Raw genomic sequence first — 13,798 nt, 5'->3', positions numbered from 1 at the left:
ATCCTTAAAAGCGTAAAGTCGCGTCAAACGTGACGGAGAGGTTGCTCTCGCGTTTGCCGTCGTAAGGGCGTTTATCCCAGTTCAGCATCACGCCGGTATCAATAACGTTGTTCCATTGAACGCGTTGCCCGTAACCCAGCAGGGCGATGGCGCCAGCGGACTGATTTTTCTGCCAGTAGCTGCCGCCTCCCGCCACGAACTGCTGGCTCCAGAGGGTGTCGTAATGGCGGACCATCTCATGGTCAACGGCCAGGGCAGCCGTCACGGACAGATCCCGTGCCGGGTTGTAATAGAGCGTGTCCCGCAGGCTGTTTTTACTGGCGGCGATCCCCGGTTCGAGATCCAGCGTCAGGGACGGGGTCTGCCAGAGACGCTCCTTACCCGTGAGGGTGTATTCCTGGCGACGGTTATGATCGGAGAAGCGGCTGAGGGCGGCGCTGAACTGGTACTCACGTCGCTCGTTTTGATACCAGCGCACCCCGCCTTCACCCCGGTTGGCGCTAATTCCGTTGCGCAAGGCCCGAAGGGGCGTGGTGCGCGACAGGCGTTCAAGGCTGCCGCTGACCTGCCAGCTATCGGTCACAAAGTACGTTGTTGAGAGGCGAGCGCCCGGCTTGTTTGCCCCGTGATAGCGGTTGCTGGAGAGTTCGGCTTCGAGCTGGAGATCGCGTGGTCGCCATTCGACGCCGCCCAAAAGGTGACGGCTGGTGCCTTTGCCTTCATCGAAATTACTCTGCGCATAGCGGGTGCCCGCAAACAGCCGCCAGTTATCCGCTACGGGTGGGCCATAGAGCGTGGCGTCCCAGCTCAGGTCGTGTGTCCCGCTCACGGGGCTATCTGAGTGCAAGCCCTTGCTTGCGTTGAGGCGCAGTTCGGACATGTGGTGGACCGTTCTGAGCCTGTCGAGACGCCTGGCGCTGCGATCGGCGGGCGTGCGAGCCAGCACGTCGTCAGCCAGTAAATCCATCTGTCGCCACTCCTGCAGGTCCATCGCGACGTAAGCCTGCTGTTGCTCTAGCTCTGTATTGGACGGCTCCAGCGCCTCCGCCATTTTCAGTTTTTGCTCGGCCGCGCGCGGCAGGCCCCGCGCCTGAAGCAGGGTGGCGTAGTCAATCTGTAACCCCTGATTGCCCGGTGCCGTTGTCGCCAGATGGTGCGCCAGCTTTTCGGCTTCTGGCAGGGCATTCGTCGCCAGCAAATAGTTAAAACGGAGCGACTGCCCGGTAAGCCATTGATCGTTCGGCTGAGGGGTAGGGGAGCCGAAATCGTAACGGGTCCAGGGGACGTCGCGGGTCTGGCGCTCAACGTACTGGCGGGCGGCCTGGTACTGTCCCGTATCCAGCCAGGCGTAGAAAAGCGCGTGCTCCTCGTCCTCTGGGTCGGAAGCGTATTGCGGGTAGCGTTGCAGAAGCGCGTAGGCGGCGGCCGCGTTTTGCTCCTGCAGATACGCGGAGATCACCCAGCCGATTGCCCAGTCCGGCACCGGATGCTGAGCTGCCGTAAGATCCTGATATTCGCTAATCACCTGTGGGTAATCAGCATGGGCGTACAACACGCCAAGCCTGTCGATACGCGCAAGGACGACATCTTCCGCCGCCTGCGGCTCTTTTTGCCAGCGGGCAAGCAGAGCGTCGTAACGATTCAGCACAGATTGCGCAAACTGCAGGCGCTCCTTTTCTGTTCTGCCAGGCACATCGGCAAGGCGAACCCATTCGGCGGTGGCATTGCGCTCAAGACGGCGACGCTCCGCGGGAGACAGCGTCACGCCTTGTGAAAGCCTGAGCGCGGGGGTATTCACCCGGTTATCTGTAAGCGCGTCGATCAGTTCGCTGAGGAGCGCTTTATTCTCAGGTGCGACATTCAGCGCGCGCGTGTCAGCCAGCAGCCGATCCCAGCTTTTTCCCTGACGTAACCAGACATACGAGAGCGTCTGAAGATGCGCCAGAGAGGGATTTTCCGCCACCAGCCGTCGGGCTTCCTGCAGGGCAAGTGTATCCATGCGGGCATCGGCCAGGGTTTTGATGTAGCCGATACGATAATCATCGTTATCCGGCGCAAGGCTACGCGCCTCTTTCCAGAGCGCCAGGGCAGGCTGCCACGCTTTTTGATTTCGCCTGGATTGCGCGACGGCAGCAACGCCACGGGCGGGCAGCGGCATGTAAATGCCGTAACGCTGCCAGACCTGAATAACCTCGTCATCATGACCCGCCCAGGCTGCAACCTGTAACCAGTCCGCAACTTGTTCAGGTGTCAGGGCATGCTGCTGCTGATAACGCTGAAGATAATCGAGAAACGGCGTGTAATTACCGTTACGCGCCTGTTGAATCTGTTGCTCATATACGGATTCAGTTGCCTGAGCCAGAACAGGAAAGAGGAATAACAGGAACAATAATGTTGGGGTGCGATAAAAGAATAACGTATTGAAGCGAAGTGATCTTTCCATATCTATTTGCCATTTGTTTATCATGAATCCATTGCATAACACGGCCGCCTTTAAACTCAGCGTTAAAGGCCATAAATGAGAACATTAAATCTGAATGCAGTGATGTTACGGGGTACTTACCTAAAGGTAATTATGGATCCTTATCTCAGTGGACTGGGTGAAAGCTAATGTACACCTGATATGTTGCCGGATAAATATGTTGAAATGTGGGGTTGTCGTTTTGAGATAATTCTGTATTGAGTGGTTTTTGACGTTTTTATTGGAATGATTGATTATTTGTAACTCATTGAAATGTATTTGTTTTATTTATATTGTGACAACTTTGTATATATTTTTAATGCGGTTTTTCTGCCTCAATTAAAGTACTTTCTGGTGCATGTTTGGGAAGTTTCATGACAAAAACTCTTAATGTTTGGAGAAGTGACTTTTCTGCGATTGTTTTTTATTTATAATTAATGGCAGCCATTGAATGATAGTCTACAGGAAGTCTTACACATCAATGCCTGTATTGAGGGATGTCTAAAGCCAGAATACATTTATCGTTAATATAACAGCGCTATAAAACGAAGGCGGCCTTCTTTCTGAAGGATCGTTCTTGCTTTAATCTAAAAGGGATGGTTAGTGGCAACTTCAATAGTGTTAGTGACTCAGGATCGCTACCTTGTCAGGGGGATCCGGATATTTTTTCCAGATATTATCCTGCTCGACTCGATTGACAGAAACATATTTGATAATGGTGCAGATGAATATTCTGTATTGATTGATAGCCGTTCTCCGCTCCGTTTATATGATTACCTGATACGCCATCCGGCCAGAACGAAAAAAACAATCTGCTGCGTTATGCTTGATATGCGACACCGCGAGGAGAATCTGCTCAGTATGAAGTTATTTATGAACACGTCGTTCACCGCGCCGGATATGGCCTCGCTGTTTAATCTGGTTCTCAATATGAAGGGCAGGCGCCTGACCACGAAGTGGCTGCTTAATTTACGGCTTAGCACGCACGAAGCGATCATGCTGCGGTTGCTGAGGGCAGGGATGTCGATGGAAGCCATTGCCGATGAGCTGAATACGTCGGTGAAAAGCCTCTATCGCAAACGAACGGCACTCTCGGAACGCCTGGGGGCGGAGAACTTCAACGAGGCGTGTTTGTTTATCTTTAAAAACAAACTGCTGGATGCAGGTGGGAACGATCCCTAGAGTGGGGAGAAACCAAAAGCATAAAACTGACTTGCGGGCGGTATTCTGAGCTTTGAGAATGCTGGATGAGGACAACTTCCTGGCCTTAGGTTTGGATTTACTCTGGCTCAAAACGACACAAAGACGTTGTCATGGACACGATTGAAGAGTCTGGTCACCGCTACTGTGTAGCATATCTTCAAATATTTGATTTAAATAAAATTTTTACAAATATCGTCAAGGAGCGATTTATCCGTCAAATTAAGTTAAACTTCGTCACAGGTTTCAGTGAGTTATGGGACGGATGGCAGAATGACGAGCGAAGAAGCACTTTTAAAATCAGGTTTTAGTAAACGAGATCTTCAAAAGCTAAAAAACAATATCGAGAATTACGGTGGTTCGTTTGATAGCGTAACTCATGATCTGGCCAATCGTTTTAAGGCAATGAAGTGGATAACTATTATTGCCTTTATCATACTGGCTTTAACTCTTTTACTTGCATCCAGGGATACAAGTCTGACACTTGCGCTCACGTTATTGATTGTACTCCCTTTTATCTGGTATATAACGCCAGCAAAACTTGGCTACAAATCCTGGCGTTATCGTAAAATGCTGACTAATTCTGGGACGGGTCGCTGACGGACAACAGATCAAAAATAATCTTAGCTTTGACCCCATAACCAGCAATTTTCATTGTAAGCTGCGGGCGGCTCAGTGTGCTCACCTTTCGGTAATAGTCTGTGGGCATATAACGAAACAGTCGCCAGGTACCTGGTCGCCGCAACAAGCCAAAAATGGTATAAGCGTTAGCGGCCAGTGAAATTGATTTGTAGACACCTAACCCGTTCTCACGACTAAAGCCCATAAACTCAGCTGTAGACATCGCGGCATCCGCGACCAGCCCTTCACTGGTAGTGTTGTTCGTTGCGTAGCGAGCCACTTCTTTACTGATGCTGTTTGCCCCGTCAGTAACCAGAACCGCACCAGCAAGGACCCCGAGAGGGGTCATAGTGCCAATAAGGGTAAATCCTGCGGCTATTTCAGCACCGGCCAGGACAACACTAACTGCCGAGATAACATACCCAACAATTTTGTTATTCTCTCGGATGAACTCGACTTTAGCGTAAAGCTTCGCTGCCTTAGTTCGTAATAAACGAGCTTGTTCCAAAAGGTTATAGTTTTCTTCTCTAAGTTTTTTAACGCATTCCATGCATTCTTCATCTGATTTAGCCCGACGAGCTAACGTAAACTGTTGTTCTATGAGGTCCCGAATTTCCTGAATAAACTTCATTCGAGTCAGACCATCGCTGAGATGAAAAGCCGACAGAGTGTTGGCTGTATTTACCAGTTTTCTGGCTTCCATATTCACCATCGTTTCCGCCCAGGCTTTATTTCTTCCACCTGATTGCATCATGTTAAGCAATGCTGCATCCATTGTAATTCCTCTCAATTGCTTTACCGGCATCTGTTTAGACTGATAAACGGCTCCCTCTGACAGCCATGCGTGCCAACGCATGGACAATATAGTAGCAATGTAGTTACGGGGTCTGAAGCAGAAGTCGCTTTTTGCAGCTACAATCCCGGCCTATCAGACAGCTTTCACCGGGCATCACCGGAAGTATCAGACCAGATTTTTGCTCAATGGCATCAATGAGAAGCCCGCTCTGGCTTGAGTGGACGCTGTAAGTAGGGAAAGGGCAACACCAGCGGAAAGCCAGCCGTTTTTGTCGGGAATTTCACCATCAATCAGGCCGGATGTGCAGCACGACTGGACGTTTTCGGAGGCCCTGAGCAATCCGGTATGTGTCCACTGTATAGTAGGTGCCGTTTCGGTCTTTGGTAGGCTTTATCATAATGCCCATTTTGTACCACCGGGAAGCGGGGCCGGAGGAAAGATAAGGGTGGTAACTACTGATAAAACAACAAGTTATTTACTAAGAAAGCAAAAAACCGCCACGAGGGCGGGTTCTTTAAATAGTGGTGCCCGGACTCGGAATCGAACCAAGGACACGGGGATTTTCAATCCCCTGCTCTACCGACTGAGCTATCCGGGCAACGGGGCGCATTAAACCCGATCTGCCCCCTGTCGTCAACGAAAAATGTTGTTTTCGTTACAGACTGCGCAATCTCTCACCATTTCGCCGCATCCTTAAGCGAAAAAGTGCGTCCAGAGCGCGGAGAGCGGCATAGCGAGCAGCAATGCGGGCAGCATGTTCACCACGGCAAACATCTTAATCCCACAGATGCGCAGCCCGGTAGCCAGCAGAAGCAGGCCGCCGACGGCGGTAAAGTCTGCCATCATTGCCGGCGTGGTGAGCGGGAGAATCAACGTGGCGCAGGTGGCGAGTGCCAGCTGGATCAGCAGCATCGGCACGCAAATCGCTGCAACGGCAACGCCGAGCGTGGTGGCAAAAATAGTGGCCGTAAAGAAATCAAGAAACGCCTTCGCAATCAAAATGCTTGGGTCGCCTGTCATCCCCTCCTGCATTGAACCGAAAATCCCGGTGCCGCTGGCACAAAACAGAATGATGATGGCGACATAGTTTTGAATAAACGACTCGTGCGTGCCGTGTTTCGCCTTGCCGCCCGGTCGGGCAATCAGGTTTTTGGCTTTACTCACCGCGCTGTTAATGCCTTTTTCCAGATAGCAGAACTCGCCAATCAGCGCGCCGAGCAGGGTGGCCAGCACCATCACCGGCAGGTTGGCGCATTTGATGACTAAAAGAATACCGATTCCTAACGATGCCAGGCCGAATATCGAGGGCATGGAGGTGCGAATACGCTCCGGCAACCGCTGGCTCAGCACGGCGCCGAGTACGCCGCCGAGCAATACGGCACCTGCGTTAATAAATGGCCCGATAACCAAAGTTAACTCCTGTTATTTAATCATTGATATTGCATTATTATGGCACGTCAGGGCTGCGCGGGCCTTAGCTTTGGGTGGTTTCGTGCATACTGATTCTTTCTTGCACCTCAAAATAAAAGGTGACATTATTGCGCGAATTTTCTCCTCCCTGTCTCACCGCTCGGTGAGGGTAACTGCGCCTATGAAAACCATGAAAATTGCCGTCAGCCGCGAGCTGGCCTCCACCGTGTCTACGCACCGCGAAAAGGTGACGCTGGACAGCACTGATTTTACCGATGTGGCGGCCGTGGTCATCACAACAGCTGAAAGTCGCAGCGGCATTCTTGCACTGCTGAAACGTACGGGCTTTCAGCTACCGGTGTTTATTTTCTCGCAGGAGCCAACGGACGTACCTGACGGTGCCACCGCGGTTATCTCGGGTAAAGCTCAGGAGTTTCTGGAACTGGAGACCGCTGCCAGCCGTTACGAAGAGAACCTGCTGCCGCCCTTTTTTGACACCCTGAGCCAGTATGTGGAGATGGGCAACAGCACTTTCGCCTGTCCGGGCCACCAGCACGGGGCATTTTTCAAAAAACACCCGGCAGGGCGACAGTTCTATGATTTCTTCGGTGAGAACGTGTTTCGCGCCGACATGTGCAATGCCGACGTGAAGCTGGGCGATCTGCTGATCCACGAAGGGTCCGCCAAGCATGCGCAAAAATTCGCGGCGAAAGTGTTCAACGCGGACAAAACCTACTTCGTGCTGAACGGCACGTCAGCGGCCAACAAGGTGGTGACCAACGCGCTGCTGACCCGCGGCGACCTGGTGCTGTTTGACCGCAATAACCATAAATCTAACCACCACGGGGCGCTGATCCAGGCGGGTGCCACGCCGGTTTATCTTGAGGCCGCGCGTAACCCGTTTGGCTTTATTGGCGGGATTGACGACCACTGCTTTGACGATGGCTATCTGCGGGAGCTGATCCGTGAGACGACGCCGGAGAAGGCCGACGAGGCGCGTCCGTTCCGCCTGGCGATCATTCAACTTGGCACCTACGATGGGACGATCTACAACGCCCGTCAGGTGATCGACAAGATCGGCCACCTCTGCGACTACATCCTCTTTGACTCCGCCTGGGTGGGCTACGAGCAGTTTATTCCAATGATGGCGGAAACGTCCCCGCTGTTGCTGGAGCTTAACGAGAACGATCCTGGGATTTTCGTGACCCAGTCGGTGCACAAACAGCAGGCCGGGTTCTCGCAAACGTCGCAGATCCATAAAAAGGATAACCACATTCGCGGCCAGGCGCGTTTCTGCCCGCACAAGCGGCTGAACAATGCGTTTATGCTGCATGCCTCCACCAGCCCGTTTTATCCGCTGTTCGCCGCGCTGGACGTGAACGCCAAGATCCACGAAGGGGAAAGCGGACGCAGGCTTTGGGCGGAGTGCGTCGAGCTGGGGATTGAAGCGCGCAAGGCAATCATTGCCAACTGTCATATGATCAAGCCGTTTATCCCACCGGTGGTGGCGGGACGGCCGTGGCAGGATCATCCGACGCACGCCATCGCCAGCGAGCTGCGCTTCTTCAGCTTTGAGCCGGGGGCTAAATGGCACGGCTTTGAGGGCTATGCCCGCGAGCAGTACTTTGTCGACCCGTGCAAGCTCCTGCTGACCACGCCGGGTATCGATGTTGAAACCGGGGAGTACACGGATTTCGGGATCCCGGCGACGATTCTGGCGCACTACCTGCGAGAAAACGGCATCGTGCCTGAGAAATGCGACCTCAATTCGATCCTGTTCCTGCTGACGCCTGCCGAAAGCAGCGAGAAGCTGGCGCAGCTGGTGGCGATGCTGGGCCAGTTTGAACAGCATATAGAAGACGACACGCCGCTGGCGGACGTGCTGCCGACGATCTTCCAGAAATACCCGGTGCGCTACCGGGATTACACCCTTCGCCAGCTGTGCCAGGAGATGCACGATCTCTACGTCAGCTTTGACGTGAAAGATTTGCAGAAGGCGATGTTCCGTAAGGAGAGCCTGCCTGAGGGGGTAATGAACCCGCAGGATGCAAACCGGGCCTATATTCGCGGAGAGGTGGAGCTGGTTCGCATACGGGATGCCGCAGGGCGCATTGCTGCCGAAGGGGCGCTGCCCTATCCGCCAGGCGTGCTGTGCGTGGTGCCGGGTGAAGTCTGGGGCGGGGCGGTACAGCGTTACTTCCTGGCGCTGGAGGAGGGCGTCAATCTGCTGCCGGGCTTCTCGCCTGAGCTGCAGGGGGTTTACAGCGAGAAGGATGCCGACGGGATTAAGCGGCTGTATGGGTATGTATTAAGGTAGACCCTCTCTCGAACGTAGGCCCGGTAAGCTTGCGCCACCCGGCGACTTGCCCGGTGGCGCAAGCTTACCGGGCCTACAATACTGCATCAGGCTTCTGTGCGGCGGTACATCCTCCTCGGATGCCCAATCTTGCCGTACAGCATCTCCACCGTCAGAAAACCCGCCTCTACGCAGTGCTCCAGATAGCGCCGGGTGGTGGTTTTGCTTAATCCCGTTTCGCTCACCACCTCGTCAACGGTAAAGCAGTGCGTTGCTTTGTCGTTGAACAGCGTCTGCACCCGCGCCAGCGTATTTTCCTCAATGCCTTTGCTGCCGTTGTCCAGGCGGTAGTTTTTCGCCTGTAGCTGATAGAGCGAATCCACGTTCTGCTGGTCGACAATCTTCCAGACCCGCTGCTGTTCGGCAAACTGCACAAACCGCTCCAGCGACTGGCTGAGCCGCTTCCAGGAGACGGGTTTGAGGATGTAGTCGAACGCGCCGTTGCGAATCGCCTGGCTGCAGGTATCCATATCGCTGGCGGCAGTAATAAAAATCACCGAGCAGTTGGCGCGGGCCAGCATGGGGTTATTGATAAGCGAGATACCTTTGCCGTCCGGCAGATAGTTATCCAGCAGCATCAGCTGCGGCTGTTTGCTTTCAAGCTCTGCCTGGGCCGCAGCCAGCGACGAGGCAATGCCTACCAGCCTCAGACGCGGATGTTTGCTTATCAGCTCCGCGTGCAGTTGCGCCAGTTCGTTCTCGTCTTCAACAATCAGTACGTCGATAAGTTCATGTTGCATAGTCGGTGTCTTCCAGTTGCCGGGCGGTTCCCGTGGCCGGGATAAACAAGGAGAAAATGGCGCCGCGCGGGGTATTATCGGCAACTTCTATCGCGCCGCCAGCCTGTGTGACATAGCTTTCGATCAGATACAGGCCAATCCCATGATCGCCGCGTGTTTTGGTGGTGATACCGCGTTCAAAGATCCGATCACGGATCGCCGGTGCAATGCCAACGCCCTGGTCGGCCACTTCAATAATCAGCTCCTGTTCGCTGAGTTTTATCAGCACTTCTACCGGCGCATGGGGAAGCGGCGATCGCTGCGTCGCTTCGATGGCGTTATCCAGCAGGTTGCCAATAATTGAAATCAGCTCTTGCTCCCCCAGCGGCAGGAACGATCTGTCCAGCCGACAGGCCGGGTCGAAGCACATCTCGACGCCTTTCTCCCGCGCGCGGGCGGCTTTCCCCAGCAGCAGGCCGCACAGGGTCGGGGAGCTGAAGCGCGAAGAGATAAAGTCCAGCAGCTCCTGAGCATGCTCCGACTGCGCCTGAATGTAGCCAATGGCTTCCTCATAGCGGCCCATATGCAGCAGGCCGGAGAGGGTCGTCATCCTGTTTAACTGCTCATGACGCATAATGCGCAGGTTATCGACATAGCGTTTTACCTGGCTGAGCTGGGCGCTGAGCGAGTCGATCTCGTTGCGATCGCGGAAGGTGATCACCCAGCCCTGCAGCGACCCCTCAAGCATAATGTGCACCCGGCTGGCAATTACCGTCAGATCGTTAAAACGGCAAATCTCGTCATGGGTATCTTTCGCCAGCATCGTCTGCGTGTCGAAGAACGGGACCGGATCGATCACCTGGCTTATCAGCTGTCCGCGCAGCTCGCGGGCCGGCTGGCTCAGACCCAGCAGTTTGCGCGCTGCCTGGTTGATCACCTCAATCCGCCTTTGATCGTCAATGGCAATCACCCCTTCATAAATAGACTCCATCAGCGCCTTCTGCTGGCGCACCAGCAGGCCGATCTCGCGCGGCTCAAGGGAGAAGATCTGCTTCTTAATACTGCGGGTAAAGAACCAGGAGAAAATAAAGAGAGCAATCAGCAGCAGCACGGCGGCAATCAGGATATTGACCACTTTACTGACAGTAATTGTGTCCAGGTAGCTGGTGAGATAGCCGACCGAAACAATGCCGACCACCTGGCCGGCAGCGTTAAAGATGGGGGCTTTACTGCGCAGCGAAATGCCCAGCCCGCCTTTGCGGATGGTGGTGGTGCTTTTACCCTGCAATACGGCTTCATTGTCTCCGCCAACCAGGGTAGTGCCCACTCTGTCGGCAAAGACGGAGTGAAAAAGATGCTGCCCTTTATTATCACCAATCACAATAAAGCTGGCGTCACTGTGCGCAGAAATCTTCTGCATAAAATCATGGATGGCGGAGATATTCTTTTGTTCAACTTCATTACGCAATGTCGGAATAAGTGCAATCTCTTCAGCCTGTATTTTGGCTCGCGTACTCATTTCCTGATAAAGCTGTTTACCGACATCTGCATAATAATATCCGCCCAGCAGCGCAAAAAGTACTGAGAAAAAGGCAACCAGCGAAATAAACAACTTGATCTGGAAAGAGACTTTCATAACTATCACGCGAGGTAGCAGCAAAGATCGCCAATATATCATCTTTTTTCGCGCGGACGCCTGCTTTGCCGAAAACTTGTGATCCCTTGCACAGCGGGCACTGTAAAAGAGTTATCCTGGAGGCTAACGTGCTTCGGGCTGCGCGAACAAATGTTATTTGTTTGTTCAATTCGGAAAAGAAACCATAAAAACCACGGGAATAAATAAGGTATAAATCACATTAAATAAAAGAAACCATTAAAACCATAGCTGCCATTAAAACTTCGCTTTTAATATGTCATCCCTCACATAAAGTAAGCCTTTGTGACTCTAAGCTGAACGCACAAAATAACCAAGGGGCTTATTATGAGCACAACTGACGATTCTTTCTCTGTTACCCACGACCCGATTGAAATTCAGCGACCTTCGCTCAAAGAGCGCTGGTGGCATATTATGGATACCTGGAAAATTGGGATTATTCCTCTGCCGCTGTTCGTTCTGGCGGGCGCGCTGATTGCGATTGATTGCCTGGGCGGAAAGCTGCCGAGCGATATCGTGGTGATGGTCGCCACGCTAGCCTTCTTCGGCTTTGCCTGCGGCGAGTTTGGCAAACGCCTGCCGATTGTCGGCAAACTCGGCGCGGCGGCGATTTGCGCCACCTTTATCCCTTCCGCGCTGGTCTACTATGGCCTGCTGCCGGACGTGGTGGTCGAGTCCACCACCAAGTTCTACAAATCCACCAACATTCTCTATCTCTATATCTGCTGCATTATCGTCGGCAGCATCATGAGCATGAACCGCACGGTGCTGATTCAGGGCTTCCTGCGCATCTTCTTCCCGATGCTGTGCGGCGAAATCGTCGGCATGATTGTCGGCATGGGCGTTGGTATGGCGCTGGGTCTTGAGCCGTTCCAGATCTTCTTCTTTATCATTCTGCCGATTATGGCGGGAGGCGTCGGGGAAGGGGCAATCCCGCTTTCTATCGGCTATGCCACCTTACTGCACATGGACCAGGGCGTGGCGCTCGGCCGCGTGCTGCCGATGGTCATGCTCGGCGGTCTGACGGCAATCATCATCTCCGGCTGCCTGAACCAGCTCGGTAAACGCTACCCGCACCTGACCGGTGAAGGCCAGCTGATGCCTAACCGCGCGAATGCCGATACCACCGTCTCTCAGCCTGCGTTTTCCGGCAAAGCGGACGTCACCACTATCGCCTCGGGCGCGCTGCTGGCGGTACTGCTCTACATGCTGGGCATGCTCGGCCACAAACTGATTGGCCTGCCAGCTCCGGTCGGCATGCTGTTTATGGCGGTATTGGTGAAGCTCTGCAACGGCGCCTCTCCGCGCCTGCTGGAAGGCTCGCAGGTGGTGTACAAATTCTTCCAGACCTCCGTGACCTACCCCATCCTCTTTGCCGTCGGCGTGGCCATCACCCCGTGGCATGAGCTGGTGGCGGCGTTCACGGTCAGCAACCTGCTGGTGATTGTCAGCACCGTTTCTGCACTGGTGGCGACCGGCTTCTTCGTCGGCAAAAAGATTGGTATGCACCCGATTGATGTCGCCATCGTCTCCTGCTGCCAGAGCGGCCAGGGCGGTACCGGCGACGTGGCGATCCTGACCGCAGGCAACCGCATGAGCCTGATGCCGTTCGCCCAGATTGCTACCCGTATCGGCGGGGCGATTAACGTCTCTATCTCACTGCTGATTCTGGGCAACTTCCTCGTTTAAGTTTTCAGGAAAGAACAATGAAACTCGCAAGCTTTTTATACCAGGGAAAACGCAGCTACGGCATCGTCCAGGCCGACGGCGTGATTGATTTAGGCCGCCGTCTCGGCGACCGCTACAGCGACCTCAAGGCGCTGCTGCAGGGCAACGGGCTGGCGCAGGCCACCCGCTACCTGAACGACGCCGTGGACGTACTGTTGAGCGCCATCACCTTCTTACCGGTGATCGTGCAGCCGGAAAAAATCCTCTGCGTCGGCATGAACTACGCCGACAAGCGCAAGGAGTTTGACCAGCATAATCCGGCCCCAACGCTGTTTGTTCGCTTCCCGGATTCACAGACCGGCCACAACGAGCCGGTGCTGAAGCCGCGCCACTCCAGCGAGTTCGACTACGAAGGCGAGCTGGCGGTGATCATCGGCAAAGGCGGGGAGAACATCAGCCGCGACGATGCCCTGCGCCACGTGGCGGGCTACAGCTGCTACATGGACGGCTCCGCCCGCGACTGGCAGCACACCTGGTTTACCGCCGGTAAAAACTGGCGTCAGACCGGCGCGTTCGGCCCGTGGATGGCGACGGCGGATGAGATCCCTGATCCGCATCAGCTGGCTATCCGCACCTGGCTGAACGGTCGCATGGTGCAGGAAGACAACACCAGCAGCATGATCCACAAGGTTGCGGAGCTGATCGAGTACATCAGCACCTTTACCCGCTTAAGCCCGGGCGACGTGATCATCACCGGCTCGCCTGGCGGGGTGGGTAAAAAGCGTAACCCGCCGCTGTTTATGAAAGAGGGCGATCGCATTGAGGTGGAGATCGAGAATATCGGTCATCTGAGCAACGTGATCGTGGAAGCGCCAGCCGTCGGGCTTGCGGCAGCACATTAAGTAAGGCGGCA

10 protein-coding genes and 1 tRNA gene are annotated in these 13,798 nt (G+C 54.2%); 5 read left to right on the top strand and 6 right to left on the bottom strand.

What is annotated here, in order from left to right; all coding sequences use genetic code 11:
• Positions 1–4: 4 nt before the first annotated feature.
• On the bottom strand, positions 5–2,443 hold the full coding sequence (gene pgaA / locus V1566_RS22415) for a poly-beta-1,6 N-acetyl-D-glucosamine export porin PgaA (protein ID WP_395304663.1): 2,439 nt from the start codon (positions 2,441–2,443) through the stop codon (positions 5–7).
• A 621-nt stretch (positions 2,444–3,064) separates the two neighbouring features.
• On the opposite strand from pgaA, the gene V1566_RS22410 reads away from it, so the two are divergent.
• Entirely contained in the window at positions 3,065–3,643 is a 579-nt protein-coding gene (locus V1566_RS22410) for a helix-turn-helix domain-containing protein (RefSeq protein WP_395304662.1), read from the top strand.
• A 291-nt stretch (positions 3,644–3,934) separates the two neighbouring features.
• Positions 3,935–4,261 carry a hypothetical protein gene (locus V1566_RS22405; protein WP_071995311.1) on the top strand — a complete coding sequence of 109 codons (327 nt, stop codon included), beginning with the start codon at positions 3,935–3,937 and terminating at the stop codon, positions 4,259–4,261.
• On the opposite strand, the gene V1566_RS22400 is transcribed toward V1566_RS22405, so the two are convergent.
• The 3 genes from V1566_RS22400 to V1566_RS22390 all read right to left on the bottom strand — a co-directional run bounded on the left by V1566_RS22400 (position 4,239) and on the right by V1566_RS22390 (position 6,488).
• On the bottom strand, positions 4,239–5,057 hold the full coding sequence (locus V1566_RS22400; protein ID WP_024906534.1) for a DUF4225 domain-containing protein: 819 nt from the start codon (positions 5,055–5,057) through the stop codon (positions 4,239–4,241). The two genes, V1566_RS22405 and V1566_RS22400, sit on opposite strands and share 23 nt — an antisense overlap.
• Positions 5,058–5,600: 543 nt before the next feature.
• A tRNA-Phe gene (locus V1566_RS22395) sits at positions 5,601–5,676 on the bottom strand.
• Positions 5,677–5,771: 95 nt separating this feature from the next.
• The gene (locus V1566_RS22390) at positions 5,772–6,488 is read right to left on the bottom strand and encodes a DUF554 domain-containing protein (RefSeq protein ID WP_094935400.1); all 717 of its coding nucleotides are present in this window, start codon (positions 6,486–6,488) and stop codon (positions 5,772–5,774) included.
• Between the two features lie 181 nt (positions 6,489–6,669).
• On the opposite strand from V1566_RS22390, the gene V1566_RS22385 reads away from it, so the two are divergent.
• Positions 6,670–8,805 (top strand): ornithine decarboxylase, encoded by a 2,136-nt coding sequence (locus tag V1566_RS22385; protein WP_395304661.1) that lies wholly within the window; start codon positions 6,670–6,672, stop codon positions 8,803–8,805.
• An 86-nt stretch (positions 8,806–8,891) separates the two neighbouring features.
• On the opposite strand, the gene V1566_RS22380 is transcribed toward V1566_RS22385, so the two are convergent.
• Positions 8,892–9,584, bottom strand: coding sequence for a response regulator (locus V1566_RS22380; RefSeq protein ID WP_193940440.1), 693 nt, complete (start codon positions 9,582–9,584; stop codon positions 8,892–8,894).
• Positions 9,574–11,199, bottom strand: coding sequence for an ATP-binding protein (locus V1566_RS22375; RefSeq protein WP_395304660.1), 1,626 nt, complete (start codon positions 11,197–11,199; stop codon positions 9,574–9,576). Before V1566_RS22375 ends, V1566_RS22380 begins: the two co-directional genes overlap by 11 nt.
• Positions 11,200–11,544: 345 nt before the next feature.
• On the opposite strand from V1566_RS22375, the gene V1566_RS22370 reads away from it, so the two are divergent.
• Together V1566_RS22370 and V1566_RS22365 are read left to right on the top strand one after the other, a co-directional pair.
• The gene (locus tag V1566_RS22370) at positions 11,545–12,906 is read left to right on the top strand and encodes a 2-hydroxycarboxylate transporter family protein (RefSeq protein ID WP_395304659.1); all 1,362 of its coding nucleotides are present in this window, start codon (positions 11,545–11,547) and stop codon (positions 12,904–12,906) included.
• A gap of 17 nt (positions 12,907–12,923) precedes the next feature.
• Positions 12,924–13,787, top strand: coding sequence for a fumarylacetoacetate hydrolase family protein (locus V1566_RS22365; RefSeq protein ID WP_395304658.1), 864 nt, complete (start codon positions 12,924–12,926; stop codon positions 13,785–13,787).
• Positions 13,788–13,798 lie beyond the last annotated feature (11 nt).

This window comes from Enterobacter sp. ECC-019, from assembly GCF_043974075.1.
In the GTDB taxonomy this organism is placed as follows: Bacteria; Pseudomonadota; Gammaproteobacteria; order Enterobacterales; family Enterobacteriaceae; genus Enterobacter; species Enterobacter asburiae_D.
Note: the sequence above shows the minus strand (reverse complement) of the source record. Positions and strands in the feature narration are given on the sequence as shown.

Coding starts and splice junctions, on each gene's coding strand:
- V1566_RS22385 (WP_395304661.1), top strand. CDS start 6,670: ATGAAAACCATGAAAATTGCCGTCAGCCGCGAGCTGGCCTCCACCGTG.
- V1566_RS22370 (WP_395304659.1), top strand. CDS start 11,545: ATGAGCACAACTGACGATTCTTTCTCTGTTACCCACGACCCGATTGAA.
- V1566_RS22400 (WP_024906534.1), bottom strand. CDS start 5,057: ATGGATGCAGCATTGCTTAACATGATGCAATCAGGTGGAAGAAATAAA.
- pgaA (WP_395304663.1), bottom strand. CDS start 2,443: ATGGAAAGATCACTTCGCTTCAATACGTTATTCTTTTATCGCACCCCA.
- V1566_RS22405 (WP_071995311.1), top strand. CDS start 3,935: ATGACGAGCGAAGAAGCACTTTTAAAATCAGGTTTTAGTAAACGAGAT.
- V1566_RS22380 (WP_193940440.1), bottom strand. CDS start 9,584: ATGCAACATGAACTTATCGACGTACTGATTGTTGAAGACGAGAACGAA.
- V1566_RS22365 (WP_395304658.1), top strand. CDS start 12,924: ATGAAACTCGCAAGCTTTTTATACCAGGGAAAACGCAGCTACGGCATC.
- V1566_RS22375 (WP_395304660.1), bottom strand. CDS start 11,199: ATGAAAGTCTCTTTCCAGATCAAGTTGTTTATTTCGCTGGTTGCCTTT.